Origin of the sequence: Streptomyces sp. NPDC057253 (assembly GCF_042669125.1) — a bacterium.
In the GTDB taxonomy this organism is placed as follows: Bacteria; Actinomycetota; Actinomycetes; order Streptomycetales; family Streptomycetaceae; genus Streptomyces.
The window spans coordinates 1-25,736 of record NZ_JBHUXV010000127.1 but is presented as its reverse complement, the minus strand read 5'-3'; the positions used below and the strand labels follow the sequence as shown (position 1 = coordinate 25,736).

Below are 25,736 nucleotides of genomic sequence, written 5' to 3'. Positions count from 1 at the left end.
GCCCTGCCGCACCGGAATGGTCATGCTCTCCGTCTTCGCCTCCGGGATCGGAACCGCGATGGTGAGCACGCCGTCCTTGTACTCCGCCGTGGCCTCGTCGCCCCTGGCTCCGGCCGGCAGCCGGACCGAACGGGTGAAAGTCCCGTAGCGGAACTCGGTGTGCTGCTTGTCCGCGGTCTCCCCGGTCCGCTCCGCGCGCAGTACGAGGACCCCCTCCGTGACGGTGATTTCGACGTCCTTCTCAGGGTCGACGCCCGGCAGCTCCGCACGCAGGACGTACGCGCCGTCCGTCAACCGCTCCTCGATCCGGATACCGTGCGTCCCCGGCGCGGTGTGCGCCACGGGAAGTCCGGTCTCCACCCAACCGAACAGGTCGGGCAGTGCCGGCCAGCCGGTGAGCCGCTCGATCATGCCGCTCATGTCACCCTCCTCTTCGCTCCTGACGACTCAAGCGTCATGCGCGAGGACGGGTACGCGCGTGAGCCGACCGGCCCCACGAGGGACCCGGTCGGCTCTTTCGCCCGGTGACCCCTTGTCCTTCGCCCTGCTACCGCACCGGTCCCGGCCTTCCCCGGACCTGTCATGTCCTTCCGCCGCTCGGCGCGACCCGCTCCCACTCCGACTCCCAGTCACGCATGCGCCGACGGTCCAGCCGCAGCCGGGCCAGCCGGCCGCAGCCGAAGGCCACGGCACCGGTGCCGACCGCGACCAGCACACCCGCGAGTGCCGACTGCAGACGCGCCTCGCCCGCGGTGAGGGGTGCCCGTGCCAGGTCGCCCCGGCGATCGATCCACACGGTGACCGAGCTCCCCTTCGCACGGCCCGGTTCGGTGCGGGTCAGCCCGGTGTGTGCGGAACCGTCGGCGGCCGTCCAGCGCACCTTCGCGTGCACCGTGTCACCGATGCCGTCCTCCGTCACCGCGGGGGTTCCGTCCGCGTCCTCGATCAGCACCGCCGATACGGCGTGCACGGCGGCTCGTCGGGTGGCGAGGTCGTCCTCCATGGCCGAGCCCGCCGCCTCTCCGGCGAGCAGGCCGCCGGCCAGGGCCACGATCCAGGTGGCCAGGACGATCCACGCCTCCACCCTGTCACAGCGACGGCGGAGCGGGTTGCGCCGCCACCGCCACAGCAGCTTTCTCTGCGCACGCGCGCGCCTCGTCCCTGCCACGAGTCGGCACCCCTCTCCTTTCCTGTCGCAACCTCTCGTGCTCGGACGGACCTGCGAGGGGGCCGCCCAGGCGTGTCTGTCAGGAAGAGCGGCCGTCCGACGAGAGCGCCCCGTCCACGGTCGCGTGCGCCGTCGGCGTGCCCTCGGGGAGATCCGGGTCGAGATCCGGCCTGCGGGGTGCGCCCAGGAGTGCGCAGTCCACATCGACGACTCCTTCCACGGCCCTTACGAGGCGAGCCGCGACGGGCACGATCGAGGTGTCCCGGACCCGACCGGTCAGGGTCACGACGCCGTCGTGCACCATCACCCGGATGGGCTCCTCGTGATCGGGGAAGAGGAACGCGACGACGTGGTCACGGACCTCCTTCGCGATCTCCTCGTCGTCCCGCAGGAACACCTTGAGCAGGTCCGAACGGCTCACGATGCCCTCCAGGACTCCCTCGGCGCCCACCACCGGCAGCCGCTTGGCCCTGGTGCGCGCCATGGTCCGGGCCGCCCGGGCGAGCGTCTCGTCGGCCCGGACGGTGACGGCGGGAACCGTCATCAGCTCCTCGGCGGTTCGCGCCCCGGCCCTGGCCAGGTCGGACAGACGACGCAGCCGGGCGTACCGGTCCGGGTCGCCGTCGCGGAACTCCTCCTTGGGCAGCAGGTCCGCCTCGGACACCACACCCAGGACTCGGTGGTCACCATCGACGACGGGCAGGGCGCTCACGCGCCACTTCGCCATGGCCTTCACGATGTCCTTGAAGACCGTGTCGCGCGCCACGGCGACGACGGTGCGGGTCATCACGTCGGTGACGGTGTGCGGGGTGCCGTGCATGGTGGCCTCCGGTGCTGCCGGGGTACGAACGGCCACGTCCCCATGGGAGGGCGTACCGCGTCCTGATTACAGACTCGGTCTTCGGCGCGCGAAGCACATGGGCCGATCGGTCCCTGTCAAGGTCCTGAGCCGTCCCCCGCGTGCGTCGTCCCGGACCGCCCGCCGAAGCGGTGCCGATCGGTCCCGTGCGGACCCCGGTGGCGGTCGTGTGGGCGGTGGACGACGACCCGCTGCACAGCGCACCGGACCGCGCCCTGGTGGACGGGTCGGTGACGGCCGACCTCGTCCTGATCGTCGCTCACCGCCGAAAGGGCCGCCCCGCCCGCCGGCCGACGCCAGTAACCCCCGTGTTCTGCTCCGCCACGCGCACTGTCCGGTGGTCCCGGTGCCGGTCGCCGCGCAGGCCCGTCCGGCAGGGGCCCGTCGGACCCGTCGGCGGACCCGGCCGGCCCTCGCGGCCGCGGGCGTACGGCGGTCACGCTGGTCATGGGAGTGAATAGGCATGTCCCGCCGCGGGCGAAGGAGCTGATCACCATGACGACCCTTGCCGGAGTACCGGACCGACCGGTCCGGGTCGAAGCGGTGCTCGACGCACCGCTGTCGCGCTGGTTGTGGCTGGTGAAGTGGATCCTGGTCATTCCCCACTACGTGGTGCTGTTCTTCCTCTGGATCGGCTTCACCTTCGTCAGCGTGGCCGCCTTCTTCGCCATCCTGTTCACGGGCCGCTACCCGCGCTCGCTGTTCGACTTCAACCTCGGGGTGCTGCGCTGGAGCTGGCGGGTCGCCTACTACTCGTACGGCGCCCTCGGCACGGACCGCTATCCGCCGTTCAGTCTCAAGGAGGAACCGGACTATCCGGCGCGGCTGGACGTCGCCTACCCCGAGCACCTCTCCCGCGGTCTGGTGCTGGTGAAGTGGTGGCTGCTGGCCATTCCGCACTACATCGTCATCGGGTTCTTCCTCGGCGGGCTGCGCATGGGCTGGTGGGACGGCGGACTCATCACCGTGCTGACGCTCGTCGCAGCCGTGGTCCTGGGCTTCACCGAGAAGTACCCGAAGCAGATCTTCGACCTCGTCCTGGGTCTCAACCGCTGGGTGCTGCGGGTCGCCGCCTACGTCGCCCTGATGACGGACCAGTACCCACCCTTCCGCCTGGACATGGGAGGCACGGAACCTGCCGGACCGGAGCCGCGTGGCACCAGCCCGGTTACCCCGTGAGCCCCGCCGTACAGGCCGTTCGGCACCGGGGAGGGGACGGCCGGCCCCTGCCCGGTGCGCCCGTGCGCACGGATCCTGGAACCGGGGGGAGGCACAGAAGCATACGTGGGACACCGGACCAGGGAGGTGTTGGCCGTGCTTCGTCCGATTGTCGTAGGCCTGGACGGTTCACCTGAAAGCCTCGCCGCCGCCGACTGGGCGGCCGGGGAGGCCCTGCTGCGCGGACTTCCCCTGCGCCTGATCCACGCCTGGGAGGGGCTGCCGCCCGACGCGGCCGACCTTCCCGAGCTGGAGGTGCCTCGCCATTGGGCGCGTCGGATCCTGCGCAGCGCCATGGACCCCCTCGCCGAGAAGTACCCGCAGGTGCGTCTGAGCGGAGACCAGATCGCCCGGCCCGCGGCCGACGCACTCGTCACGGCGAGCGCCGAATCCGAACTGCTGGTCCTCGGCAGTCGCGCCTTCAGCGGTTTCGGCGGCTTCATGGCGGGCTCGGTGGCGTCGGCGACGGTGGCACACGCGGTACGGCCGGTGGTCCTCGTACGGGCGGGTCGGAAGACCGAGGACGAGCACCAGCCGGACGCCGAGGGGGGGCCGTCGGTGGTCACGCCGTACCGCGCCGTCGTGGTCGGTCTCGATCCGGCGCACTCGTGCGAGGAACTGCTCGCTTTCGCCTTCGAGACCGCCGCTCTGCACGCGGCACCCCTGCGGGTGCTGTACACCCTGCAGTTGCCCTACATGCCCCTCGCGGCCGAGGCCAAGGCGCGCAGGACGCTGCGGGAGACCGCCACGCGGCGCCTGGACCAGGTGCTCGGGCCCTGGCGGGAGAAGTATCCCGCCCTCGAGCTGGAGGCTCTGGCCGAGGAGGGGCGCCCGGCACAGCGGCTGCTGGACATCACTCAGGACGCCGGTCTGCTGGTCGTCGGACGCCGGATCCGCACGGCCGTGCTCGGCACCCACACCGGCCCGGTCGCGCACGCGGTGGTGCACCACGCCCGCTGCCCGGTCGCCGTCGTACCGCACGAGTGACGGGGAACGCACCCCGCCCGGCCCCTCGGTGAGGCCGCCCGGCCCCTGAGGGGCCGCTCGTGTCCGAGGTCGGACGGAAGTTGCTTGAAGCCCTCGAAGGCCGGCGTCTGCGTCCAGGATGAACGAGACCGAGTCGAAGGACTCGTCCGTGGCATGCAAGGGGTGCAGCCGTTGAGGTGACAGCGTGACCTTGAAACGCGCGTCGTCGGCACGCAAGGGCTTGCAGTCGATCATCGTTCCAGGTGGTTATCGCCGGGAGGATGCATCATGCGGTCGACGGGTGAGTCCCCAGGTGATTCACGTGACAACCACGGGGCACAGACCGCCGATGAGACCAGGCCGCCGGATGAGGAGGCCGGGCGTACGCGGCGCGTCGCCGAGTGGGGCAAGGCGAAGTATTCCGGGTCCTGGGCCGAGAACCTGTGGCGCCGACTGGACGCGGTGGACTTCTTGAACCGGGCCATGCTGCTGGCCGCGACGCTGCTGTTGTGCGCTGTCCCGTTCATGCTGATCGTCGCTGCTCTGGCGGGGCGGTCGGCGGTGTCGTTCCTGAGCGAACGGCTGGGGCTCAGCCGTGAGGCCGCCGCCGATGTCGGTGATCTGTTCACCTCCTCCACGGCCACCTCCTCGGCGGTGACCGGCCTGTCGTGGGTGTTCGTCGTCCTCAGCGGCTTCGCGGCGGCCTCCGCGTTCCAGACCCTGTACCAGCAGGTGTTCGATGTCCGTCGGCATGGGGCAGGGGACCGGCTGCGCGCGCTGGTCTGGCTGGCTGGGGTGGTCGTCTGGACTTCCGCGGGCACCACGGCCGGGCACGCGGTGCACTCGGCTGCACCCGTCGCGTGGTGGATCGTCAACATCCCGGCTTGCGTTGGCTTCTGGTGGCTGACGATGTGGTTCCTGCTGGCCGGCGAGGTCGCCTGGCGCAGGCTGCTGCCGTGCGCCGTCGCCACCGGCGCGTTCTGGATCGGCATGCTGGTGGTCTTCCACTTCGTCTTTTCCGGCATGGTCATCAGTTACGAACACAAGTACGGGCCGATCGGGGTGGTCTTCGCCCTCATGTCGTTCTTCATCGCGATCGGAGTGGTGATCACCCTGGGCGCCGCCGTCGGCATGATGTGGCACGACCGCGCCATGTCCTTCCGGGCCGCGCTCAAGAAGATGCGGCGGGCGTCATGACCTCTGACACCGGTGAGCCCCGCCGCGATGAAGGCGGTGCCCGGCCCTCGTTCCGCCGCATCACCTTGACCGCGCTCCGCGTCCCCGCCACGGTCGCCGTACTCGTGACCGCGTATTACCTGCTGCCCCTGGACCACGCCTCCACGACCACCACCCTCCCGATCCTGCTGATCGGGCTGGCCGTGTTCGTCATCCTGACCGCGGGACAGGTCCGCATGATCCTGCGCTCCCCGTACCCGGGGCTACGCGCCGCCGAAGCGCTGGCGACGTGCGTCCCCTTCTTCCTGCTGCTGTTCGCGGCCGCCTACGTCGCCCTCGCATCGCTGTCGCCCGGCAGCTTCGGCGAACACCTCTCCCACACCGACGGCCTCTACTTCACCGTCACCGTGTTCTCCACCGTCGGCTTCGGCGACATCACCGCCAAGAGTCAGACGGCGCGGCTGCTGGTCACCGTCCAGATGATCACCAACCTGATCGTCCTGGGCCTGGCCGTCAAGGCCATCCTGGCCGCGGTCCGCCGCGGCCAGGAACGCAAGGCAGCCACCTCGGACTAGCTCCGGTCCAGCGCCCACGGACGCTGACGCGGGACCGGAGCGTTCAGGTTCAGGCCGGCCGCGGCGATGCTTTGGCGGTGCGCTTGGCGAGCAGGCCGGCCAGCACCATGACCAGCAGACCGATCCCCACGCCGCACAACGTCCACAGCACCCGGTAGCCCTCGTCCGCGTAATGAGAAGGCTGGGGAAGATCCACCAGAATGAGCACCGCCGCCACCGCCGCCGTGTGGAGCGCGTAGTTCCAAAAGTGCATCGCCGCCGCGTGCAGCAACAACACGATCGCGACCACTTCCAGTCCCCGCTCGACCGCGAACAGCCTCAGCCCATGCACGCCGGCCGGGATCAGCAACAGCAGCACCGCCACCACCGCGCCGATCAGCGCCCCATCAGGGGCTGTGCGGCAGCGAGCGTGGCCTGCTCCAGGCTCGGCTTCATCGCGACCATCGCCGCGATCGGCATCCAGGATCGTCGGGCGCACGAAACACAGGCATCGGCCACCCGGCCGTAACACCCGGCCACAGGCCCCCTGTTGGGCAGTCGGTTCAGTCGGACACGGGGGCCCGCCACACCAGGGTGGTGCCGCCGTGCTCGGGACAGTCGGTGGTCAGGTCTCCGCCGAGCCCCTCCGCGCGGTCGGCCATGTTGCGCAGCCCGCTGCGGCGGCCCTCGGCCGGAATGCCGACTCCGTCGTCGGACACGGTCAGCTTCACTTCGCGCCCGTCGGTCTCCAGGACCACGTCGGCGCGCTTGGCACGGGCGTGCCGGGCGATGTTGGTCAGCGCTTCGGAGAGGACGGCGACCACGTCGTCGGCGATCTCCCGGGGCACGTCCGTGTCGACCAGGCCCTCCATCCGGATGCTGGGGGCGAAACCCAGTACCGGTGCCGCCTCCCCGACCACCTGGACCGTGCGGGCCCGCAGTCCCGATCCGGCGCCGTCCTCGCGTGCGCGCAGGCCGAAGATGGTCGACCTGATGATCTTGATGGTCTCGTCCAGGTCGTCCACGGCGCGCACCACGCGTTCGGCGGCCTCCGCGTTGTCGATACGGCGCCCGGCGCTCTGCAGCGTCATACCGGTGGCGAACAGCCGCTGGATGGCCAGGTCGTGCAGGTCGCGGGCGATGCGGTCGCGGTCCTTGAGCACCGCGATCTCCTCGGCGTCCTGGCGGCGCTCCGCGAGTTCCATGGCGACCGCGGCCTGTGCGGCGAAACCGCGCAGGGGTTCGATCTCCTTGTCGGTGAACGGGGGCCGGCCGGCCTCGCGGGCCAGCAGGACGACCCCGCGTACCCCGTCGGCGCCGGAGCCGATGGGCACTCCGACCGCCGGGCCCAGCCCGCCGAAGCGCTCGGGAGCCGACGGGATCCGCTCGTCGGTGGAGATGTCCGCGCTGGTCACCGGTGACGCGGAGGCGAAAGCGTGTCCGATGAGGCTGCCGCCCACGGGCAGGACGAGCCCTCGGTGTGCCTCGGCCCCCTGGCCCACGGCCAGTTCCACGGTGAGCGAGTCGGTGTCGCCCATGGGTGTCGCGACCAGGGCGAGTGCGGCGCCCGTGTTCTCCCGGGCCCGGTCCGCGATGAGCCGGAGAACTTCCGTGTGCGCGCCGCCCGACATCAGGCGGTGGGTGATCTCCGCGTTGGCCCGCAGCCAGCGCTCACGCAGCCGGGAGTCCTCGTAGAGGCGGGCGTTGTCGATGGCGACGCCGGCGGCCACCGCGAGCGTCGACAGGACCGCCTCGTCCTCCTCGTCGAACTGCACGCCACCCCGCTTCTCGGTGAGGTACAGATTGCCGAAGACCTGTTCGCGCACCCGGATCGGGACGCCGAGGAAGGTGTTCATCGGGGGGTGGTGGGCCGGGAACCCGTAGGAGGCGGAGTGCGTGGACAGCTTGGTCAGCCGCAGGGGCTCGGGATGGCGGATGAGTTCCCCGAGGATGCCGTGGCCCTCCGGGTAAGGGCCGATCCTGGCGATCTGTTCGTCGGTGACCCCGACGGTGTGGAAGGCGGAGAGCCTCTTGCCGTCGGGGCCGATCACGCCGAGGGCCGCGTACTGGGCGTCCACCAGGGCGGCGGCCGCCTCGACGATGCTGTGCAGTGCCTGCTCCAGGTCGAGTTCACGGCCGACCGAGAGCACGGCCTCAAGGAGGCTGTGCACACGGTCGCGGGTGCCGCGGGCCGCGTCGAGACGGGCCTGCAGCTCCTCCAGCAGCTCGTCCAGCCTCAGCTGTGGCAGCCGGATACGGGCCTTTTCGGTTCCCTCCGAGCCACCCACCTGTGATCCTCCAGACCCCTTGGCCGACCCCGTGCCGTCACGTGCCGTCATCTGCCGTCATGTGCCAAGGTAATGGTCCGGGGGCCCGGACGGTACGGGATCGGGAGGCGGGGTCCCACCCGAGTGACCCTGCGTGTCAGTCGCGCGGAAGACGTGCGGCGACGTACTGGGTCAGGTCGAGGAGCCGGTTGGTGTAACCCCATTCGTTGTCGTACCAGCCGAAGACCTTGACCAGGTCACCGTGCGCCTGGGTGAGCGGGGCGTCCAGGACGCAGGAGGCGGGGTCGCCCACGATGTCACGGGAGACGATCGGGGCGTCGGAGACCCTCAGCACACCCTTGAGCGGCCCGTCCGCGGCCTCCCGGAAGGCGGCGTTGACCTCTTCGGCCGTCCCCGGCCGCTCCAGCACCACGCTGAGGTCGGTCAGCGACCCGTCCTCGACCGGGACCCGTACGGCGATCCCGTCCAGCGTGCCGGCGAGCTCCGGCAGCACCAGGCCGACCGCGCGGGCGGCCCCGGTGGACGTGGGGATGATGTTGACGGCCGCGCTGCGACCGCGCCGCAGGTCCTTGTGCGGGCCGTCCAGCACGACCTGGTCGTTGGTGTACCCGTGGATGGTCGTCATCAGCCCCTTCACCAGGCCGAAGTGCTCGTCGAGCACCTTCACCATGGGCGCCACGCAGTTGGTGGTGCAGGAGGCGTTGGAGACGACGTGGTCGCGCTCGGGGTCGTACGTGCCCTCGTTGACGCCCATCACGAGCGTGGCGTCCACACCCTTGCCCGGAACGGACAGCAGCACCTTGCGCGCTCCGCCCTTCAGGTGCGCCCCGGCCTGCTCCCGGGTGCGGAACCGCCCCGTGGACTCGATGACGATGTCGACACCGAGCTCGCTCCAGGCCAGCGCGGCCGGGTCGCGTTCGGCGGTGACCGTGATGCGGTGCCCGTCCACGGTCAGGGAGCCCTCGTCGTGCTCGACGGGCCGTCCGATGCGCCCGTACGTGGAGTCGTAGGCCAGCAGATGGGCCAGTGCCGCCGGCGAGGTGACGTCGTTGACCGCGACGATCTCCACCGGCATGCCGGCGCCGTGCTCGGCGCGCTCCAGCACACAGCGCAGGTAGTTGCGTCCGATACGGCCGAAACCGTTGATGCCCACGCGCACGCTCATGTCCGTCGTCCTCCCCGGTCGGTGTCCGTCTGCCTGCCAGTCTCCGGCCGGGGCCCGCTGCGGGGCTTGGGCCGTACGGGGCAACCGGGGGATGTCCGCCCCGACGGGGTTCAGGGACCCGACGGCCCCGGCCGCGGGGCCGGGTGGCCCTGGGAGCGGCGCGGCGCACCGGCCACTGTGGAGTCTCCGGTACGAGATCGAAGGGGTGGCACACATGACTCCCAGGGACACCGGGGCCGACGACCCCGTCGCGGGGCCTGTCGGTATGCGGGCCGAGGGCGACGTGGACGAGCGGGAGCTCGCCTACTTCCGGGCCAAGGTGCGGGCGGTCCTCGACCGCCCGGGTCTCCCGCCTGCCATCGGTGAGGTGCGGATCTCCCGTGCGAGCGCGCATCACGCCGGACGGCCGTGGACCGCGGGCGGTGAGATACGGGTGGGCCGCGACCTGGTGGTCGTGCACGCCCGCGAGGCGAGCGCGCACGAGCTCGCCGACCGGTTGCAGGACCGGCTGCGCGGTCAGTTGGAGCGCATGACGCACCGCGAGGACACCGCGCGCAGGGCCGCCGGCCCTCCTCCGTGGCGGGGCGGGCCGGCGCGCGAACAGCCGGGTTAGCAGGGCGAGGGGCGCCCGGGACGAGGTCCTGGGCGCCCGCGCCGTTGCGGCGTTCGGAACCACGCGGTTTCACCGCCGTACGGGGAGAGTCCGGACGGGTACGACATCGGGGCCGTTCGGCCCTGTCGGCGTCGGCATCGAGACGCTCAGATGTTTGGACAACGAACAAGCGGTCCTCACACTCCTACGGACTCCGTCATGATCCTCGGCAATGCCCAGCCCGTCCCTGCCGAACCCCGTCGAAGCACGGGGATCGGCAGCGTCGAGGCGCTGCGGCTCCTGGGCAGTGTCACGTTCGGGCGCATCGTCTTCACCCAGCAGGCGCTGCCGACGATCCGCCCGGTCAACCACGTTCTGGCGGACGGCGACATCGTCATCCGCACCCATGCCGGCGCGGCGCTGACGTCACGGACCCGGCAGGCTCAGGATCTCGGGGTCGTCGTGGCGTACGAGGCCGACGACATCGACCCGGCCACCCATCTCGGCTGGAGCGTGGTGGTCACGGGTTACGCCCACCTGATCACCGATCCGGAGGAACTGGCCCGGTACCAGGCGCTGTTGCGCCCCTGGGTGGAGCAGACCATGGACTACGCGGTCCGTATCCGGCCGGATCTGGTCACGGGGATCCGCCTCACCGCGCCCGGCGTCTGATCCGTCGCCGGCCGCGCAGGGGCGGGGCTCGGGTCAGTCGTGAGGCACGACCGCCACCGGTGGGACCGCCTCCCGGAGCACGTGGTGTGTCACGGGTCCGATGTGCGGGCCCAACTGCGCGGACCGGCGCCTGCGGCCCACGACGAGGAGCCCGGCGTCGCGGGAGGCGTCCACCAGATGCGACCCGGCGGTGCCGATCACGGGTTCCTCGGCCACCTCGACCTGGGGGTACTTGTCCCGCCAGGGCCGTAGCGCTTCGGCGAGCCTCTCGGCCCGGCCGACCTGCGGCTCCTCGTCCGGCCCGGCGTCTTGAGCGCTGGAGGGTTTCCAGCCGTGGACGACTCTCAGAGCCGCCCGGTGGCGTGCGGCGGTGTCGAAAGCGAAGTACAGGACGGTTTCGGCCTGGCTGTCGCACAGGTCGAGGCCGAGGACCACGTCACGTTGCGAACCGGGCAGCCACGCGGTTCCCTCCCCGTCCGGCCGGGCCCCGGTCGCGTCCCGGACGAGGACGACCGGCCGCTCGGCCCGGGCCAGAACGGCCGAGGCCACGGAACCGAGCAGGTAGCCGGTGGTCCGGCCGAGTCCCCTCGACCCGAGGACCAGCAGGTCCGCCTCGCGAGCCGCATCGGTCAGCGCGGCCACGGGGCTCCCGTCGAGCCGGGCCCACCTGAGACGCAGCCCGGGCCGGCGATGCGCGAGGGCCGCCGCGACTTCGCGCAGCATCCGGTCGGCATGGTCCATGCCGGGACCCGCCACGGGCTCACCGCCGAACGGTACGTAGTCGTGCGGCGGTTGGTCTCCGGCATGTACGAGGCGCAGTGGGATCGCGCGCGACCGGGCCTCGTCTGCGGCCCACTCCGCGGCAGCGAGGCTCTCGGGCGAACCGTCCAGACCGACGGTGACGGTTCGGTACATGGCGCCTCCTCGGGATGGTGCCTCCACTCTTCTCGGAGATATGACGGCCGCAGAAGGGGCCGCAGGTCCCCCGTGGGGCCGCCGCACGGCCCCCATGTCCTCGGTGCCGCTCAGCCGTCCCAGGTCCAGTCCGCGACCTCGGGCAGGTCGGTGCCGTGGGCCCGGATCCAGTCGTGGTGCCGCAGGCGGGCGTCCTCCATCCGCTGCCGTACGGGGGCGGCGCGCACCGCGAGTCCCGGGACGCGGTCGATGACGTCCATGACCAGCCGGTACCGGTCGAGGTCGTTGCTGACGACCATGTCGAACGGCGTCGTGGTCGTACCGATCTCCTTGTAGCCGCGCACATGCAGGTTCGCATGGCCCGTCCGCCGGTAGGCCAGGCGGTGGATCAGCCACGGGTAGCCGTGGTAAGCGAAGATCACCGGCTTGTCGCGGGTGAACAGGGCGTCGTACTCCGCGTCCGGCATGCCGTGCGGGTGCTCCTCCTGCGGCAGCAGCCGGGCCAGGTCGACGACGTTCACCACACGCACGGTCAGGTCCGGCAGGTGCCGGCGCAGCAGCTGGGCGGCGGCCAGGACCTCCTGGGTGGGCACGTCGCCCGCGCAGCCGAGGACCACGTCGGGTTCCCGGCCGCCGTCCTCGGTCCCGGCCCAGTCCCAGATCCCGGCGCCGCGCGCACAGTGCACCCGGGCCTGCTCCATGGACAGCCAGTCGAAGCAGGGCTGCTTGCCGGCGACCACGACATTGACGTAGTCGCGGCTGCGCAGCACGTGATCGGCCACGGACAGCAGGGTGTTGGTGTCCGGCGGCAGGTAGACCCGCACCGCTTCGGGGCTCTTGTTCAGGATGTGGTCGACGAAGCCGGGGTCCTGGTGGGAGAAGCCGTTGTGGTCCTGGCGCCAGACGTGCGAGGTGAGCAGGTAGTTGAGGGAGGGAATGGGTGCGCGCCAGGGCAGCCTGCGGGTGGTGCGCAGCCACTTGATGTGCTGGTTGACCATCGAGTCGACGATGTGCACGAAGGCCTCGTAGCAGGAGAACAGTCCGTGCCGGCCGGTGAGCAGATATCCCTCCAGCCAGCCCTGGCAGGTGTGTTCGGAGAGGATCTCCATCACCCGGCCGTGCCGCTCCAGGTGTTCGTCGACGGGCAGGATCTGCGCCTGCCAGGCCTTGCCGCTCGCCCCGTAGACCGCATGGAGCCGGTTGGAGGCGGTCTCGTCCGGACCGACGAGCCTGAAGTCGCGGCGCTCGTGCGTGCTGCGCATGACGTACTCCAGCAGGTCGCCGAGGACCCGGGTGGGTTCATGCATCGTCGCGCCCGGCTTGTCGACCTGGACGGCGTACGACTCCAGCTCCGGCAACGGCAGTTCGCGCGTCAGCAGTCCGCCGTTGGCGTGCGGGGTCGCGCCGAGCCTGCGCTCGCCGTCCGGCACGCAGGAGAGCACCTGGGTGCGCGGGCGTCCCTGCTCGTCGAACAGCTCCCGCGGGCGGTAGGAGCGCAGCCACGCCTCCAACTGCCGCAGATGCTCGGGGTTGTCCCGTACGGCGGACAGCGGCACCTGGTGGGAGCGCCAGGTGCCCTCGACCGGAAGGCCGTCGACCTCGGCGGGGCCGGTCCAGCCCTTCGGGGTGCGCAGCACGATCACCGGCCAGTGGGCCCGTTCGGAGACACCGTCCTCGCGGGCGCTGCGCTGGATCGCGTCGATGCGCTCCAGGGCGTCGTCCATGGCCGTGGCCATGGCCCGGTGCACGGCCATGGGGTCGTCGCCGGTGACGTGGATCGGCGCGTGGCCGTAGCCGCGCAGCAGCTCGTCGAGTTCGGCCTCGGGGAGCCGGGCGAGCACGGTCGGGTTGGCGATCTTGTAGCCGTTCAGGTGCAGGATCGGCAGGACCGCGCCGTCGTGGACGGGGTCGAGGAACTTGTTGGAGTGCCAGGAGGCGGCCAGCGGCCCGGTCTCCGCCTCGCCGTCGCCGATCACACAGGCGACCAGCAGGTCCGGGTTGTCGAAGGCGGCCCCGTAGGCGTGCGACAGCGAATAGCCCAGCTCGCCGCCCTCGTGGATCGACCCGGGGGTCTCCGGTGCCACATGGCTGGGCACCCCGCCCGGGAACGAGAACTGCCGGAACAACCGCTCCATCCCGGCCGCGTCCCTGCTGACGTCGGGGTACGTCTGCGAGTAGCTGCCCTCCAGCCAGGCGTTGGCGAGGACCGCCGGTCCCCCGTGGCCGGGCCCCCACACGCACAGGGCGTCCCGGTCGCGGGACTTGACGACCCGGTTGAGGTGGGTGTGCACGAGGTTCAGGCCCGGGGAGGTGCCCCAGTGCCCGAGCAGCCTCGGCTTGACGTGCTCCGGGCGCAGGGGTTCGTCCAGCAGGGGGTTCGCCAGGAGATAGATCTGACCGACAGACAGGTAGTTCGCGGCGCGCCAGTGGGCGTCCAGGGCTTTCAGCTCGTCGTCCGTGAGCTCGGCGGGCGCCTGCTGCGTGTCGACGGACATCGGGTTTCCCTTCCGTGGCGGGTCTCGGGGTGAGTGTGAGCGCGGTGGCCGCGCCCGACCACCTTCCGTCCGCCGGGCGGGTACTCGACAGGGCCGTTCGGGCCACCCCTGGCCGCCCGAGTGCCCCCTATCGGGCCGGTACCACGACCACGGGGCAGTGGGAGCGGTGCAGCAGGGCGTGTCCGACCGTGCCCAGACGTGGCGCGCCGCCGTGCCCGTGACGGCGGGCCCCGATCACCACGAGCCCGGCCTCCCGCGTCGCCTCCAGCAGGGCGTGCACCGGGTCGGTACGGACCGTCACGCTCTCCACACCGACCCCGGTGTGGCGCTGCCGCAGTTCGGCCACGTCGAAGCGTCCGACCGCCTCCTCGCCCGCCTCGCGCCGGGCCGCCTCCCGCTGTCCCGGGCTCGTCCCCGGGATCAGCGACGGAAGCTCGGGCGTCTCGTGCCGGTGACTCCAGGCGTGCAGGACCGTGAGCCGGGCACCGCGCCGCTCCGCCTCCTGGAAGGCGTAGGCCGCCGCATCCGCGTCGGTGTCGCTCTCCAGGCCGAGCAGTACCTCCCGCCCGCCGTCGCACCGGTGGTCGCCGCGGACGACCAGGAGGGGGCTGTGGGTGTGCCCGGCGAGCCGCAGACTCACCGATCCGAACAGCGCCCCGGTGACCCGTCCCAGGCCCCGGGTGCCGACGACGGTGAGGGCGGCGCCCTCGCTCCCCCGTACGAGGGCCTGTACCGCGGTGCCTTCGGCGGCCCCGGTCACGACCGGCAGCCCCGGATGGTGCTCGCGCATCCGCGCGGCGGCCGCCGCCAGCACCGGCCCCGCCTCGTCGTGATCGGGCACGGCGTACAGGACGTGCAGGGTGGCGCCACGCCGCTCGGCCTCCTCGGCCGCCCAGTCCAGCGCTCGTACGGCGATCAGTGTGCCGTCCACTCCAACGACCACGCGATGTGCAGTCATGTCCCTGCCCCTTCCGTGCGCGTCCCTCCCCCGGGGGCCGTTCTCCCGCCGGGCTCTTGCGACGATGCTCGTCGACGCGCGAGGCAGGGGGCAGGGACCGCGTGGGTCGGGCACAGGCGCCGTGCGGCCCTTTCGCTCCGGGACGTTCGGTCCTGCCCTGCAAAGACCGCAGCGGCCTTCGCTCAGAAGGCCAGCCGGGTGCCGTACGCGGAACGGCCGCCGACGAGTTCGCGGCCCGCGATCAGCTCGGGTGCGATCCGCACGAACACCTCGTCGGGCGAGGGTGCCCAGGAGCGTGGCCCGACCCGGCACAGCCTCGCGTGCTCGGCGGGATCGGTCACCACCGCGGCCTGGCCCGTGACGACGACGCTCCAGCCGGACTGTGCGGCCGCGTCGACGTCGTCCGTCTCGAAGGCGACCACCACTCCGTCGACCGCGCGGACCAGTTCCGAAGCCTCTGCCGTCCGCAGCAGCACTCCCCCGTCGAGGCTCAGGGAAAAGCTGACCGGCAGGACGGCAGGCAGGGCGTGCCGTGTGTGGACGATGCGGCCCACCGGGACGCTCGCCATCAGGCGCAGACACTCCTGCCGGCCCAGTTCACGGAAACCGTCGTTGGGATACATGGCCGGTCCAACCTTCGCCGCGGGGTGTTTCGTCCGCTCCAGCGTGTGCCCCTGCCACGCCGGTCCATGAGGGGCCATTGGTCCCGTCCCGCACGCGGGACGGCCCTGCCCGGTTGGTTCAACCGCCGCCCGCCGTCCGCTCCCTGATCAGCCGACCGGTGATCGCGGCCGGTTCGAGGCAGACCCACAGGTCGCGCCGCCCGCCGGCCCACGGTTCGCTGTACGCCCGCTCGGTGAGCCGCCGTACCTCGTCCGGCCGCGTCACACCACGCGCCCGGCCGCGCACCAGCACGCTCCAGCCGTGTCGGAGCACGTCGTCCAGGTGATCGGCCTCGAAGGCGACCTGCTCACCGAGGACCGTGGCCGGGAGGGAGCCGGGAGCGGTCCTGAAGGCGATGACACCGTCGACGACGCTGTAGTTCACGGGAAGGATCGTCACACCCTCGCCGGTGATCATCCCCAGTCTGCCCACGCCGTGTGTCGACAGCCGCTCCCAGCACTCGTCCGTGCCGAGTTCCACCGACTCCGCTGTTCTGCTCGCCCGGCCCCGGCCCGGCGGCAGATCGACCTCACCACCGGTGAGGACCGTGACCCCGGTCTCCAGCGCGTCGGCGAGCCGTAGGAGGGTGCTGACGCCCGGGGCGACGGCGGGGGTCTCTTCCAGGTACCGGAGGTAGCCGGGGTCCACGCCCGCCCGGTCGGCCACCTCCTGCCGGGTCAGACCGAGTTCCTCACGCCTGCCGGCGAGGCGGCGGCCCAGGTCACCCGGACCGCGGTCGGTCGGGAGGTGCGCTGCGCCGGTAGGTGTCTGCTCGGGCACCGTTCTCTCCTCCTCGTCACACGGCCGCCGGAACGGCGAGGGTGTCGTGGCGCGGCTCGCCCAGCACGACCTTGAGGGCGCCGGTCTCGGGCGCGCGGCCGAAGACGTCGTACGCCTCTTCCATGCTGTCCAGCGCGAAGGTGTGGGTCACCATCGACGAGGTGGGCAGCCGGCCGGCCGCCGCCATCCGCAGCAGGGTCGGGGTGGACGAGGTGTCGACCAGCCCGGTCGTCATGGTCACGTTCTTGATCCACAGGTCTTCGAGATGCAGGGTGGCGGGCTTGCCGTGCACCCCGACGTTCGCCACGTGCCCGCCGGGCCGCACCATGCGCGTGCACAGCTCGAAGCTCTCGGGGACACCCACGGCCTCGATGACGACATCGGCGCCCAGGCCGTCGGTGAGGTCGGCGACCAGTTGGCCGGGGTCCTCACGCACGGCCACGACGGCGTCGGCGCCGAGCCGCTTGGCGGCGTCGAGCCGGGAGTCGGCGAGGTCCACGGCGATGATCCGCTCGGGGGTGTACAGCTGCGCGGTGCGGATCGCGGCCAGTCCGATGGGGCCGGCGCCGACGACGGCGACGGTGTCCCCGGGCCGCACGGCACCGTTGAGGACGCCCACCTCGTAGGCGGTCGGGAAGATGTCGGCGAACAGGACGGCGTCCTGTTCGCTCAGCCCGCCGGGCAGCGGATGCACGGACAGGTCCGCGAAGGGTACGCGCACGTACTCGGCCTGCGTACCGTTGATCCGGTGGCCCAGGATCCAGCCCCCGCCACCCAGGCACTGGCCGTACACGCCCTGCCGGCAGAAACGGCAACGGCCGCAGGCGGTGATGCAGGAGACCAGCACCTCGTCCCCCGGCCGGACGGTGCGCACGTCGCTGCCGACCTCGACGATCTCGCCGACCGCCTCGTGGCCCAGCACCGTCCCGGGCTCCACCTCGGGCACGTCGCCCTTGAGGATGTGGAGATCCGTCCCGCAGATCGTGACGGCCTTGACCCGCACGACGGCGTCGGTGGGCTCCTGGACGGCCGGGTCCGGCACCTTCTCCCAGGCGGACTGTCCGGGGCCGTGGAAAACGAAGCCCTTCATGACCGTTCCTCCTTCACTCCGGGACACCGGGAGTGCCCCACGCTTCCAGCGTGGGCGGAGTGACCGAGGTCCGCATGGGCCGTTCGGTCCCCACCGCGCGGCGGGACGGCTCCGTGCGGTTTCCAGGCTGTCGTCACCGGGGCCCCAGGACGCTCACCGCCTGCGGGGCGCGCCGCGGGGTGGCGGGGCCTTCGGGCCCGTAACCGAGACGGACCAGCATCTGGGCATGCCCGGTGTGGTCGGGCACGGGGTTCAGCTCGGTCCGCAGGTCGGGCCACTCCATCGGCTGGTGCAGCAGGGAGGCACGCAGACCGTGAGCCGTTGCCACCAGCAACACGTGTTCGAGCGCCTGTCCGGTGCGCAGCCAGTCCGTGCGCCGGTCGTGCTCGGTCGTGAGCAGAGCGATGACCGGGGTGGTCTCGAAGTCCTGGGCGGGCAGCCGTTCGGGATGCCGCTGGGCGGTGAAGTCGCGCATCGGGATCTGCTCGCGCGCGTCCTGCGGTCCGAGGGCCGTCCTCGGCAGGCCGATGTCGGCAGCGCCGTTCCCGTCCGAGTGCAGCCATCGACGGCTCTCCATGCCGCGGTCGGTGTCGATGCGGTTGCGGTCCTCGGCCTCGAACACCACGCGCAGCAGACGGGCCGTCTCGGCGGGCGCGGGGAAGGAGACCGTGGCGCCTTCCATGTGTGCGGCCTCGGCGAGCTCGGTGCGGACCGGCGAGGGGACCGGCCGGCCGGAGAAGGGCATACGGCTGCTGTGCCTGCGCCAGACGGCAGGGTAGAGGTCTGCGCGGTACGTGACCGAGGTGCGGTGGACAGGAGCTGTCATGCGGACCGTGGCGAGCAGGCCGGGGTCCTCGGGGCTGGGCAGCAGGCGCACGACCGGTGCCCAGCCGAAGTGGAGCGCGGCGACACGGAGGTTGAAGACGGATGCGCCCACCGAGATGTGCAGGGCGCGGCCGACGGGGTCGGCGTGGCGCAGGCTCCGTTCCGGGGCGGCGCGCACCTCCAGGGTCACGGTGTCGGGGTCGAGCCGGTAGCGCCAGGGCTGGCTGTTCAAGAACGACGGCGCCGCCACTGCGGCCGACAGACAGGTCTCCAGGGTCGTGGCGTCGAGAGATGCGATGCGCATGATGCTCTCCTCCCGCACGAGCGTCGGACGAGTGCCTTCGAGGATGGGCCCGCGGGAGGGAACCGGCGAGGGGTCGATGGTCCCTCCCCCGAGGCCGACCGGGGTACGGCCACAGCGCCCGGCACGCTCAGCCGCGGCGCGGCGATCGGTACCGGGCCGAACGGCTCTGCCGTGTCCGGGACTTGACCCCGACGGGCCCGCTGCCCGCCCCTGACCGGCCCATGCCGCGGCCCGGTCACGGCTGTCACGATCCTGAACAGGACAGTGACGGCGAACGGGGAGGTGCGGACCGATGTCCGGGCGGACGAGGAAGTGGCTGTGGCGGTGGCGCGGTAGTCCCCTCCGGCGGCGTGAGGACGTGCTGGAGGCGTGGCTCGTGCCGGCCGTCTGGGTGCTCGTGACTGTGGGCGGCACGGTCGCCGGTGTGGTGACGGCCGAGAGCGCCGACGGGGTCTTCGCCCGGCAGCGCGCCGAGCGAACACCAGTGCGGGCTGTACTCCTCGCGGACACCCCGCGGGCCACCACGCACAGCTTCCGGTCGTTGGCCACGGTCCGCTGGACGGCACCGGACGGCTCCGTGCGCACCGACAAGGCGCTGGTGGAATCAGGCCGCTCGGCCGGTGCCGAGGTCGAGGTGTGGACCGACGCCCGAGGCGACCTGGTCACGGCACCGCCGAACCGGACCGAGGCCTCCGTGGAGGCCGGGGTGCTGGGCGCGGCGTCCGCCTTCGCCCTTTCCGGCGTCGTGTTCGGGGCCGGGAGCGTCGTACGCAGGGGACTCGACCGTCGCCGCCTCGCCCAGTGGGACGTGGAATGGGACATGGTGGGCCCGCGCTGGGGGCACCGCACCGGTTGATCCGCACGCCGCTCACCCCGAGTGCGCTGTCCACAGCGAGGTCCAGGGTCTTTCGGCCTGGGAAGGGGCAGGTCGGCCGCTGCCCCGGGGCCCGGCACGCGATACAGGGTGCCAGTGACCACGCCGTTGCGTTCGGCGTCGAATCCCCTGAGGCCAGAGCCATGGTTGCCCGCGCTGTGTTCCTCCACCTGCTCATCCTCGCGGGCGGGTTGTACGACACCGGCCACCTGTGCGCGCCGGGCACGGTCCTCTCGGCTCCGACGGCGCCGCGAGCTGGAGAAGGCCGGCGGGGAGAAGGCTCTCCGGTGTCCTGGCCCCCCGTACGAGAGAGGCGAACGGCTTCCCATGAGGGCTTGGGGGGCTTGCGTCACCACGGCGAGACGATGTGGCGGTGGGTCAGGCCTCCAGGATCAGCCGCACGCTCTCTCCCGGCTCCACGACCACCGCACGGTCTGGCAGCCGGATGTCGATCGGGTCCGCGTCGGACGACGGGACCAGGACGTCGAGACGTCCGCGCTCCAGCCGCAGCCGTACGCCCCAGTGCTCCCGGTAGCGGAGCGAGAAGCCGTACGACGACAGTTCGGGCAGCGGCACCGGGTCGAGCCACAGCGCGCCGTCCCGGGTCTGGAGGCCGGTCAGTCCACGCTGGACGAGGTCCAGGGTGCCCGCCATGGCGCCGAGGTGAATGCCCTCTGCGGTGGTGCCGCCCTGGAGGTCGGCGATGTCGCCGCGCAGGGCCTCCTGGCAGTAGGTCCAGGCGTCCGCGCGCCGGGCCCGCGCGAGGACCCAGCCGTGCACCAGGCCGCTGAGGGTGGAGCCGTGGCTGGTGCGGTGCAGGTAGTAGTCGACCGTACGCCGCCAGACCTCGTCGTCGAGCCGATGGCCCAGCCGGGCGAGGATCTCCTTGAGTTCGGACGGCGCGAAGAGGTACCCGAGCATCAGGACGTCGGCCTGCTTGGACGCCTGGTAGCGGTTGACGGTGTCGCCCTCCGCCTCCAGGATCCGGTCCAGGCGGCGGATGTCGTCGTAGCGCTTGCGGTATCCGTCCCAGTCGAGTTCGGCGAGGTCGCCGTAGCCCTCGAACTGGCTGATGACGCCCCGGTGGAAGGGCACGTGGAGGGTGCGGGAGACGTCCTCCCACTGTTCGAGCTCGCCGCCGTCCAGGCCGGCGCGCTCCACGAGTTCGCGGCGGCGCGGTGCGGGCAGGGTGTCCAGCAGCTCAAGGGTGCGGGTGAGCACCCAGGCGGCGGTGACGTTGGTGTACGCGTTGTCGTCGAGGCCGGGCTCCGAGGCGTCCGGGTAGGCCTCGTGGTATTCGTCGGGGCCGACGACACCCCGGATGCGGTGGCGTCCCAGGTTCTCGTCCCAGGTGGCCGAGTCGGCCCAGAAGCGGGCGATCTGGAGCAGCATCTCGGCGCCCTTGGTGTGCAGGAACTCCAGGTCGCCGCTGGCCTCGCAGTACCGCCACACGTTGTACGCGATCGCCGAGCCGACATGGCGCTGAAGCCGGGAGTGGTCGGGCAGCCAGCGTCCCGAACGGGGGTTGAGGTGCAGTTCCTGGGTCTCCTCGCGGCCGTCGCTGCCGCTCTGCCACGGGTACAGGGCGCCGCGTCGGCCGATCGCGCGGGCGGCGGCGCGGGCCCGGTCCAGGCGCCGGTGGCGGTAGCGCAGCAGGGCGCGCGACACCTCGGGAAAATGCAGGTTCAGGTACGGCAGGACGAACAGCTCGTCCCAGAAGACGTGACCGCGGTAGGCCTCACCGTGCAGGCCCCGCGCCGGGACTCCGACGTCGAGGTCAGCGGTGTGCGGGGAGAGAGTCATGAGGACGTGGAAGAGGTGCAGGCGCAGGATGCGGCCGGCCTCTCCGGGGACGTCGAGTTCGGCCCGCCGCCACAGTTGGTCCCACGCCGTCAGGTGGGAGTCGAGGAGTACGTCGAACCCGGGCGCGGCGCCCACGCGGTCGACGGCGGCCTGGAGCGGGTCGCTGATCGCGGGGTCGCGCGAGGTGTGCACGGCGACGATCTTGTCGACGGTGACGGTGCGGCCCGGGCTCAGTCGGACACGGGTCCTCAGGACAGCCCGCTCGGGTTCGTGCGGGTCCGTCGGCGGCTGGTCGGCAGTCAGGCGAGCCGCCATCGCGACGCGGATGTCGGAGGTGACCGTCCGGCAGCGCAGCCACATCGTGTCGGGGGCGGTGGTGCCCGTGTGCACGTGGGTCAGATGGCGCCCGTTCAGGTCCCGGTAGCGCGGCACACCCGCGTTGATGACGGTCCCGTCCAGCGCGGCCTCGACCTCCAGCTCACCGCTGAAACCCTCGGCGGTGAACTCGGTACGCAGGGCCGCGAGATGGGGATCGGCCATGTGCACCAGCCGCAGTTGACGGACCGACAGCGCCTTGCCGGACCCCAGCGCGTACCGCGAGCGGCGCTCCAGTGCACCGCAGGCCACGTGCAGGACGTAACCGTGGTCGAGCAGCGGCGCGGTGTCCGGGGTGAGCCACTCGCCTCCGGCGGGGCGAAAGCGCAGCGGCAGCCAGTTCGGGAGGTTGACCATGTCCTCGTTCTCGACCCGGCGTCCTGCCACCTCCGAAGTGAGACGGTCATAGCACCCGGCCACGTAGGTGCCCGGGTAGTGCACATCGTCCGCCGAACATTCCGGCAGCGCTCCACGGGTGGCCAGATAGCCGTTGCCGAGCGTGCACAGCGTCTCCCGCAGGCGCTGGTCGGCGGGATCGTAGCCGTCGTACTCCCACGTCCAGGACGTCACCTCGGCGATCCCCCTTCAGCGACCTCGGCAGTGGACCCGCAGTTCACACGGGCTGTGGAACGACCGCCACCGGGCAGTCGGCGTGATGCAGCAGGGTGTGACTCACCCGACCGAGCTGCAGCCCGAAGTAGCCGGAACGGCGTCGTGCGCCGACGACGACGAGGTCGGCAGCGGCCGAGCGGTTCACGAGGACGGTGCGAGCCGCGCCTTCGACGGTGGTACGACGCACCCGGACGCCCGGGTACTGTGCCATGGCGTCGCGCAGTGCCTCGTCCAGCTGGGCCGACGCGTGTTCCTCGTGCTGGTGGCCCTGTCGCGCGGTGAGGGCGGGGTGGTCTGCGCTCCCTTGGGCGGGGCAGCGCCAGGCGCGAACGGCGTCCAGGGTGCACCCGCGTACCTCGGCCTCGCGGAAGGCGAAGCGCACGGCCTCGCCGCCTGCCGCCGGTTCGCCCACGCCGAGCAGGATCCGCTCATGGGTGCCGTCCAGGGCTGCCGGCGCGCCGCGGACCACGATGACGGGGCAGTGCGCGCGGGCCGCGACGGCCAGGCCGACCGAGCCCAGGAGCAGTCCCTTCAGCTGACCGCGGCCCCGTGATCCGGTCACCAGGGCGAAGGCGTTGTTGCCCTCGCGCAGCAGGGCGTCCGCCGCCTCGGCCGGGAGGATGTCGGTGGTCACCTTGAGGTCCGGGTCGCGCCGAGCGGCACGCTCCGCGGCCGAGGCGACGATGTGTTCGGCCAGCAGGCGCTCGGACGGGCGCGCCAGGGCGGTCGACGGCACGGCTCCCTCGTAGCGCTCCCACAGGCAGGCGTACACCAGCCGCAGCGGCAGACCGTGGCGTACGGCCTCGTCAGCTGCCCAGTCGACGGCGGGCAGGCAGGCGTCCGATCCGTCGACGCCCACGATCAGGGGGAGTGTCATCGTCCTCACCGCCTTCGGTGACAGCCGGGCTCTGCCACTACCGTCGCATCCGCGGGCGGGCCGGGACGAGAGGCGGATGGCTCTTGCGGAGGGCCCTTCGGCCCCATCGGCCGACCGCCCGGCCCGCTGGTCATGCAGCCCGGCGTTCCCGCGGGTTCCGGTACCCGCATGCCGCGGGGGCCTGTGCCGGGAGCGCCGGGGGAAACCGGCGAGGGACACGGTCCGCACAGTCCGTGCGGTCGACAGGACAACGACCGTGACGCTCGTTAGGGGCACTCAACCTCCCTGCCCTCGTCGAGCGCCATGAACTGCCGGAGGAGGGAGCGCGGCGCCCAGGGAGGACGTGAGACTGTTCCCTCCCGCCGACGCGTGCACCAGGCGCAACGGCAGTCCGCGCAGGGCAGCCTCGTCGGAGGCCCAGTCCACGGCACGCAGACCGGGCTCGGAGCCGTCGACCCCGACCACGACCGGAAGTTCCTTCGGCGGCGCGGTCACCGTCCCGCTCCCGTCTCGAAGACGATCCGTGCCCTGACCTGGCCGCGCAGCACGTCGTCGATGGACTCGTTGACCGTGTCGAGCGGACGGGTCTCGCAGATCACCCGGGTACGCCCTGCCGCGTGCAGCTGGAACACCTCGGCGAGGTCCTGCCGAGTACCGACGATCGAGCCGATCACGCTCGTCCCGTTGAGGACGGTGTCGAAGATCGGGACCTGGATCGTGCCGTGCGCGGGCAGAGCGACCATGACGAGCTTCCCCCCGCGCCGCAGCCCGGAGTTGACGGCCGCGAAGGCGTCCTCGTTCACGGCCAGGGCGATCGCGGCGTGCGCACCGCCGTGCCGTTTCAGGACCGCGCCCACATCCTCCTTGCGGGCGTCGACGACCAGGTCCGCGCCGAGTTCGGCGGCGAGTTCGAGCTTGTCGTCGGTGACGTCGATCGCGGCCACCCGGGCGCCGGCGATCTTCGCGTACTGCACGGCCAGATGGCCCAGTCCGCCGATCCCGGAGATCGCCACGAGCTGCGCGGGCCGTACCCCCGCCACCTTGAGCGCCTTGTACGTCGTCACGCCCGCGCAGGTCAGCGGGGCCGCATCCACGGCGCTGACGCCCTGGGGCACGGGCTGTGCGAAGTCGGCCCAGGCCAGCATCTTCTCGGCGTACCCGCCGTCGCAGCCGTACCCGGTGTTGACCTGCTCCTCGCACAGGGTCTCCCAGCCGGACAGGCAGTGCTCGCACCGCCCGCAGGCCTTGCCGAGCCAGGGCACGGCGACCCGCTGCCCGACGGCCAGGTGGGTGACCCCCTCGCCGAGCTTCTCGACCAGGCCGACGCCCTCGTGGCCGGGCACGAAGGGCGGGTTCGGCTTGACGGGCCAGTCGCCGTGGGCGGCGTGGATGTCGGTGTGGCACAGTCCGGAGGCCTCGACGCGGACCCGGACCTGGCCGGGGCCGGGCTCTGGGTCGGGGCGGTCCTCAAGGACCAGGGGCGCGCCGAAAGCTCGGACGACGGCTGCCTTCATTTCTTCAACTCCTCGGTTTTCTGGGTCAGTTGTGCGGAACGACGGCGACTGGGGCCACGGAGTGGTGCAGGACGGCATGGGCGACCGGGCCGATGTGGGAGCCGAACGGGCTGCGGCGGAACCGGCGACCCACGACGACCAGCGAGGCATCCCGGGAGGCGTCGACGAGGTGGTTGCCGGGGGTGCCGTAGGAGGACTCCTCGGTGACCTCGACGTCCGGGTGCTTCTCCCGCCACGGGCGCAGGACCTCGGTCAGTACGCCGGACTCGCGGCGGGCGAGGGTGTCGTGCAGTTCGAGGTCGGCGGCGAGGCCGTAGGCGTAGTACGGGGGCGGGTTCCAGCCGTGCACGACCCGCAGGGACGTGGCGCGGCGGGCCGCCGCCGCGAAGGCGAACTCGATCAGCTCCTGATCCGGGCTCTCGATGTCCAGGCCCAGCACGACCGGCCGGAACGGGGTCGCGGCGGACGGGATGCCGGCCGGGTCCGACTCGTGCTCGTCGGCGGCCTGCTGATCGGCGCGCACCAGGACGACCGGCCGCTCGGCGTGCGCCACCACGGCCAGCCCGACCGAGCCGACCAGGAAGCCGCCGATCCCGCTCAGCCCGCGAGAGCCGAGGACCACGAGCTCGGCGCCCTTCGCCGCGCCCGCCAGCATCTCGGCGGGCCGCCCGGACAACTGCTCCGTGCTCACGTCGAGGCCGGGATGGCGCAGCCGGATGCCCTCGGCCGCTTCACGGGGTACGCGCTCGGTCCAGTGCGCCTGCGTCTCGGCGCCGAGGAGCGGCGCCTGAGCCATGGGCGCCGGTACCGGCTCCCAGACCTGGGCCAGCTTGAGCGGCAGGCCGAGCAGCTGTGCCTCGCGGGCCGCCCACTCGGCCGCGGCCCGGCTCTCACGCGAGCCGTCCAGACCGACGGTGACGGTGCGGGTCATGGTCTCCACCTCCTGAATCGGGGGTCCCGATTCGAGCGTCGTCTTCGGATGAGGCCCCTGGC

Annotated in this window: 25 protein-coding genes; 7 read left to right on the top strand and 18 right to left on the bottom strand. The window is 71.9% G+C overall.

All coding sequences use genetic code 11. The features are described 5' to 3' along the window. The 3 genes from ACFULQ_RS40830 to ACFULQ_RS40820 form a co-directional block, all read right to left on the bottom strand. Nucleotides 1–420, bottom strand: a 420-nt coding sequence (locus tag ACFULQ_RS40830) for an Hsp20/alpha crystallin family protein (protein WP_383554481.1), incomplete at its 3' end; no start/stop codon positions are given. Between the two features lie 160 nt (nt 421–580). Continuing rightward, on the bottom strand, nt 581–1,168 hold the full coding sequence (locus ACFULQ_RS40825) for a hypothetical protein (protein WP_383554478.1): 588 nt from the start codon (nt 1,166–1,168) through the stop codon (nt 581–583). Nucleotides 1,169–1,247: 79 nt separating this feature from the next. After that, nucleotides 1,248–1,988: a CBS domain-containing protein gene (locus tag ACFULQ_RS40820; protein WP_383554486.1), complete on the bottom strand. Its 741-nt coding sequence runs from the start codon at nt 1,986–1,988 to the stop codon at nt 1,248–1,250. 534 nt (nt 1,989–2,522) lie between these two features. Here ACFULQ_RS40820 and ACFULQ_RS40815 point away from each other — a divergent pair. The 4 genes from ACFULQ_RS40815 (at nt 2,523) to ACFULQ_RS40800 (ending at nt 5,962) form a co-directional block, all read left to right on the top strand. Next, complete coding sequence (locus ACFULQ_RS40815) at nt 2,523–3,206, top strand: DUF4389 domain-containing protein (RefSeq protein ID WP_383554475.1); 684 nt, start codon at nt 2,523–2,525, stop codon at nt 3,204–3,206. 135 nt (nt 3,207–3,341) lie between these two features. Next, nucleotides 3,342–4,232, top strand: coding sequence for a universal stress protein (locus tag ACFULQ_RS40810; protein ID WP_383554473.1), 891 nt, complete (start codon nt 3,342–3,344; stop codon nt 4,230–4,232). A gap of 267 nt (nt 4,233–4,499) precedes the next feature. Next, nucleotides 4,500–5,408 (top strand): YhjD/YihY/BrkB family envelope integrity protein, encoded by a 909-nt coding sequence (locus ACFULQ_RS40805; protein ID WP_383554470.1) that lies wholly within the window; start codon nt 4,500–4,502, stop codon nt 5,406–5,408. Beyond that, nucleotides 5,405–5,962: a potassium channel family protein gene (locus ACFULQ_RS40800; RefSeq protein ID WP_383554468.1), complete on the top strand. Its 558-nt coding sequence runs from the start codon at nt 5,405–5,407 to the stop codon at nt 5,960–5,962. The genes ACFULQ_RS40805 and ACFULQ_RS40800 overlap by 4 nt, the downstream gene beginning before the upstream one ends. A 49-nt stretch (nt 5,963–6,011) precedes the next feature. On the opposite strand, the gene ACFULQ_RS40795 is transcribed toward ACFULQ_RS40800, so the two are convergent. The 3 genes from ACFULQ_RS40795 to gap all read right to left on the bottom strand — a co-directional run bounded on the left by ACFULQ_RS40795 (nt 6,012) and on the right by gap (nt 9,394). Further along, on the bottom strand, nt 6,012–6,440 hold the full coding sequence (locus tag ACFULQ_RS40795) for a hypothetical protein (RefSeq protein WP_383554465.1): 429 nt from the start codon (nt 6,438–6,440) through the stop codon (nt 6,012–6,014). Between the two features lie 64 nt (nt 6,441–6,504). Further along, on the bottom strand, nt 6,505–8,229 hold the full coding sequence (locus tag ACFULQ_RS40790; protein ID WP_383554462.1) for a GAF domain-containing protein: 1,725 nt from the start codon (nt 8,227–8,229) through the stop codon (nt 6,505–6,507). A gap of 136 nt (nt 8,230–8,365) precedes the next feature. Continuing rightward, entirely contained in the window at nt 8,366–9,394 is a 1,029-nt protein-coding gene (gene gap, locus ACFULQ_RS40785; protein ID WP_383554459.1) for a type I glyceraldehyde-3-phosphate dehydrogenase, read from the bottom strand. 214 nt (nt 9,395–9,608) lie between these two features. Here gap and ACFULQ_RS40780 point away from each other — a divergent pair, with 214 nt between their 5' ends. Together ACFULQ_RS40780 and ACFULQ_RS40775 are read left to right on the top strand one after the other, a co-directional pair. Further along, nucleotides 9,609–10,007 carry a hypothetical protein gene (locus ACFULQ_RS40780; protein WP_383554456.1) on the top strand — a complete coding sequence of 133 codons (399 nt, stop codon included), beginning with the start codon at nt 9,609–9,611 and terminating at the stop codon, nt 10,005–10,007. Between the two features lie 198 nt (nt 10,008–10,205). Continuing rightward, nucleotides 10,206–10,658: a pyridoxamine 5'-phosphate oxidase family protein gene (locus ACFULQ_RS40775; RefSeq protein WP_383554454.1), complete on the top strand. Its 453-nt coding sequence runs from the start codon at nt 10,206–10,208 to the stop codon at nt 10,656–10,658. A 33-nt stretch (nt 10,659–10,691) separates the two neighbouring features. On the opposite strand, the gene ACFULQ_RS40770 is transcribed toward ACFULQ_RS40775, so the two are convergent. The 7 genes from ACFULQ_RS40770 to ACFULQ_RS40740 all read right to left on the bottom strand — a co-directional run bounded on the left by ACFULQ_RS40770 (nt 10,692) and on the right by ACFULQ_RS40740 (nt 18,688). After that, a complete protein-coding gene (locus tag ACFULQ_RS40770) occupies nt 10,692–11,573 on the bottom strand; it encodes a universal stress protein (RefSeq protein ID WP_383554452.1) in 882 nt (293 codons plus the stop codon). Nucleotides 11,574–11,683: 110 nt separating this feature from the next. Beyond that, nucleotides 11,684–14,068: a phosphoketolase gene (locus tag ACFULQ_RS40765; RefSeq protein WP_383554450.1), complete on the bottom strand. Its 2,385-nt coding sequence runs from the start codon at nt 14,066–14,068 to the stop codon at nt 11,684–11,686. Nucleotides 14,069–14,195: 127 nt separating this feature from the next. Then, entirely contained in the window at nt 14,196–15,026 is an 831-nt protein-coding gene (locus tag ACFULQ_RS40760) for a universal stress protein (protein ID WP_383554447.1), read from the bottom strand. 182 nt (nt 15,027–15,208) lie between these two features. After that, entirely contained in the window at nt 15,209–15,649 is a 441-nt protein-coding gene (locus tag ACFULQ_RS40755) for a pyridoxamine 5'-phosphate oxidase family protein (RefSeq protein ID WP_383554445.1), read from the bottom strand. Nucleotides 15,650–15,767: 118 nt separating this feature from the next. Further along, entirely contained in the window at nt 15,768–16,469 is a 702-nt protein-coding gene (locus ACFULQ_RS40750) for a helix-turn-helix domain-containing protein (RefSeq protein WP_383554442.1), read from the bottom strand. A 16-nt stretch (nt 16,470–16,485) separates the two neighbouring features. Continuing rightward, complete coding sequence (locus ACFULQ_RS40745; RefSeq protein ID WP_383554439.1) at nt 16,486–17,559, bottom strand: zinc-dependent alcohol dehydrogenase family protein; 1,074 nt, start codon at nt 17,557–17,559, stop codon at nt 16,486–16,488. A 133-nt stretch (nt 17,560–17,692) separates the two neighbouring features. Then, nucleotides 17,693–18,688, bottom strand: a complete 996-nt coding sequence (locus tag ACFULQ_RS40740; RefSeq protein ID WP_383554436.1) for an Acg family FMN-binding oxidoreductase — start codon at nt 18,686–18,688, stop codon at nt 17,693–17,695. A 292-nt stretch (nt 18,689–18,980) separates the two neighbouring features. Here ACFULQ_RS40740 and ACFULQ_RS40735 point away from each other — a divergent pair, with 292 nt between their 5' ends. Next, the gene (locus tag ACFULQ_RS40735) at nt 18,981–19,544 is read left to right on the top strand and encodes a hypothetical protein (RefSeq protein ID WP_383554433.1); all 564 of its coding nucleotides are present in this window, start codon (nt 18,981–18,983) and stop codon (nt 19,542–19,544) included. A 396-nt stretch (nt 19,545–19,940) separates the two neighbouring features. Here ACFULQ_RS40735 and ACFULQ_RS40730 read toward each other — a convergent pair whose 3' ends face one another. The 5 genes from ACFULQ_RS40730 to ACFULQ_RS40710 all read right to left on the bottom strand — a co-directional run bounded on the left by ACFULQ_RS40730 (nt 19,941) and on the right by ACFULQ_RS40710 (nt 25,674). Then, nucleotides 19,941–22,310: a glycoside hydrolase family 65 protein gene (locus ACFULQ_RS40730; RefSeq protein ID WP_383554430.1), complete on the bottom strand. Its 2,370-nt coding sequence runs from the start codon at nt 22,308–22,310 to the stop codon at nt 19,941–19,943. Nucleotides 22,311–22,353: 43 nt separating this feature from the next. Beyond that, a complete protein-coding gene (locus tag ACFULQ_RS40725) occupies nt 22,354–23,229 on the bottom strand; it encodes a universal stress protein (protein ID WP_383554428.1) in 876 nt (291 codons plus the stop codon). A gap of 276 nt (nt 23,230–23,505) precedes the next feature. Further along, a complete protein-coding gene (locus ACFULQ_RS40720) occupies nt 23,506–23,694 on the bottom strand; it encodes a universal stress protein (protein ID WP_383554484.1) in 189 nt (62 codons plus the stop codon). 26 nt (nt 23,695–23,720) lie between these two features. Continuing rightward, nucleotides 23,721–24,743, bottom strand: a complete 1,023-nt coding sequence (locus ACFULQ_RS40715; RefSeq protein WP_383554426.1) for a zinc-dependent alcohol dehydrogenase — start codon at nt 24,741–24,743, stop codon at nt 23,721–23,723. Between the two features lie 25 nt (nt 24,744–24,768). Next, a complete protein-coding gene (locus ACFULQ_RS40710) occupies nt 24,769–25,674 on the bottom strand; it encodes a universal stress protein (RefSeq protein WP_383554423.1) in 906 nt (301 codons plus the stop codon). Nucleotides 25,675–25,736 lie beyond the last annotated feature (62 nt).

Coding starts and splice junctions, on each gene's coding strand:
- ACFULQ_RS40820 (WP_383554486.1), bottom strand. CDS start 1,988: ATGCACGGCACCCCGCACACCGTCACCGACGTGATGACCCGCACCGTC.
- ACFULQ_RS40815 (WP_383554475.1), top strand. CDS start 2,523: ATGACGACCCTTGCCGGAGTACCGGACCGACCGGTCCGGGTCGAAGCG.
- ACFULQ_RS40805 (WP_383554470.1), top strand. CDS start 4,500: ATGCGGTCGACGGGTGAGTCCCCAGGTGATTCACGTGACAACCACGGG.
- ACFULQ_RS40800 (WP_383554468.1), top strand. CDS start 5,405: ATGACCTCTGACACCGGTGAGCCCCGCCGCGATGAAGGCGGTGCCCGG.
- gap (WP_383554459.1), bottom strand. CDS start 9,394: ATGAGCGTGCGCGTGGGCATCAACGGTTTCGGCCGTATCGGACGCAAC.
- ACFULQ_RS40780 (WP_383554456.1), top strand. CDS start 9,609: ATGACTCCCAGGGACACCGGGGCCGACGACCCCGTCGCGGGGCCTGTC.
- ACFULQ_RS40775 (WP_383554454.1), top strand. CDS start 10,206: ATGATCCTCGGCAATGCCCAGCCCGTCCCTGCCGAACCCCGTCGAAGC.
- ACFULQ_RS40770 (WP_383554452.1), bottom strand. CDS start 11,573: ATGTACCGAACCGTCACCGTCGGTCTGGACGGTTCGCCCGAGAGCCTC.
- ACFULQ_RS40765 (WP_383554450.1), bottom strand. CDS start 14,068: ATGTCCGTCGACACGCAGCAGGCGCCCGCCGAGCTCACGGACGACGAG.
- ACFULQ_RS40760 (WP_383554447.1), bottom strand. CDS start 15,026: ATGACTGCACATCGCGTGGTCGTTGGAGTGGACGGCACACTGATCGCC.
- ACFULQ_RS40755 (WP_383554445.1), bottom strand. CDS start 15,649: ATGTATCCCAACGACGGTTTCCGTGAACTGGGCCGGCAGGAGTGTCTG.
- ACFULQ_RS40745 (WP_383554439.1), bottom strand. CDS start 17,559: ATGAAGGGCTTCGTTTTCCACGGCCCCGGACAGTCCGCCTGGGAGAAG.
- ACFULQ_RS40740 (WP_383554436.1), bottom strand. CDS start 18,688: ATGCGCATCGCATCTCTCGACGCCACGACCCTGGAGACCTGTCTGTCG.
- ACFULQ_RS40735 (WP_383554433.1), top strand. CDS start 18,981: ATGTCCGGGCGGACGAGGAAGTGGCTGTGGCGGTGGCGCGGTAGTCCC.
- ACFULQ_RS40725 (WP_383554428.1), bottom strand. CDS start 23,229: ATGACACTCCCCCTGATCGTGGGCGTCGACGGATCGGACGCCTGCCTG.
- ACFULQ_RS40715 (WP_383554426.1), bottom strand. CDS start 24,743: ATGAAGGCAGCCGTCGTCCGAGCTTTCGGCGCGCCCCTGGTCCTTGAG.
- ACFULQ_RS40710 (WP_383554423.1), bottom strand. CDS start 25,674: ATGACCCGCACCGTCACCGTCGGTCTGGACGGCTCGCGTGAGAGCCGG.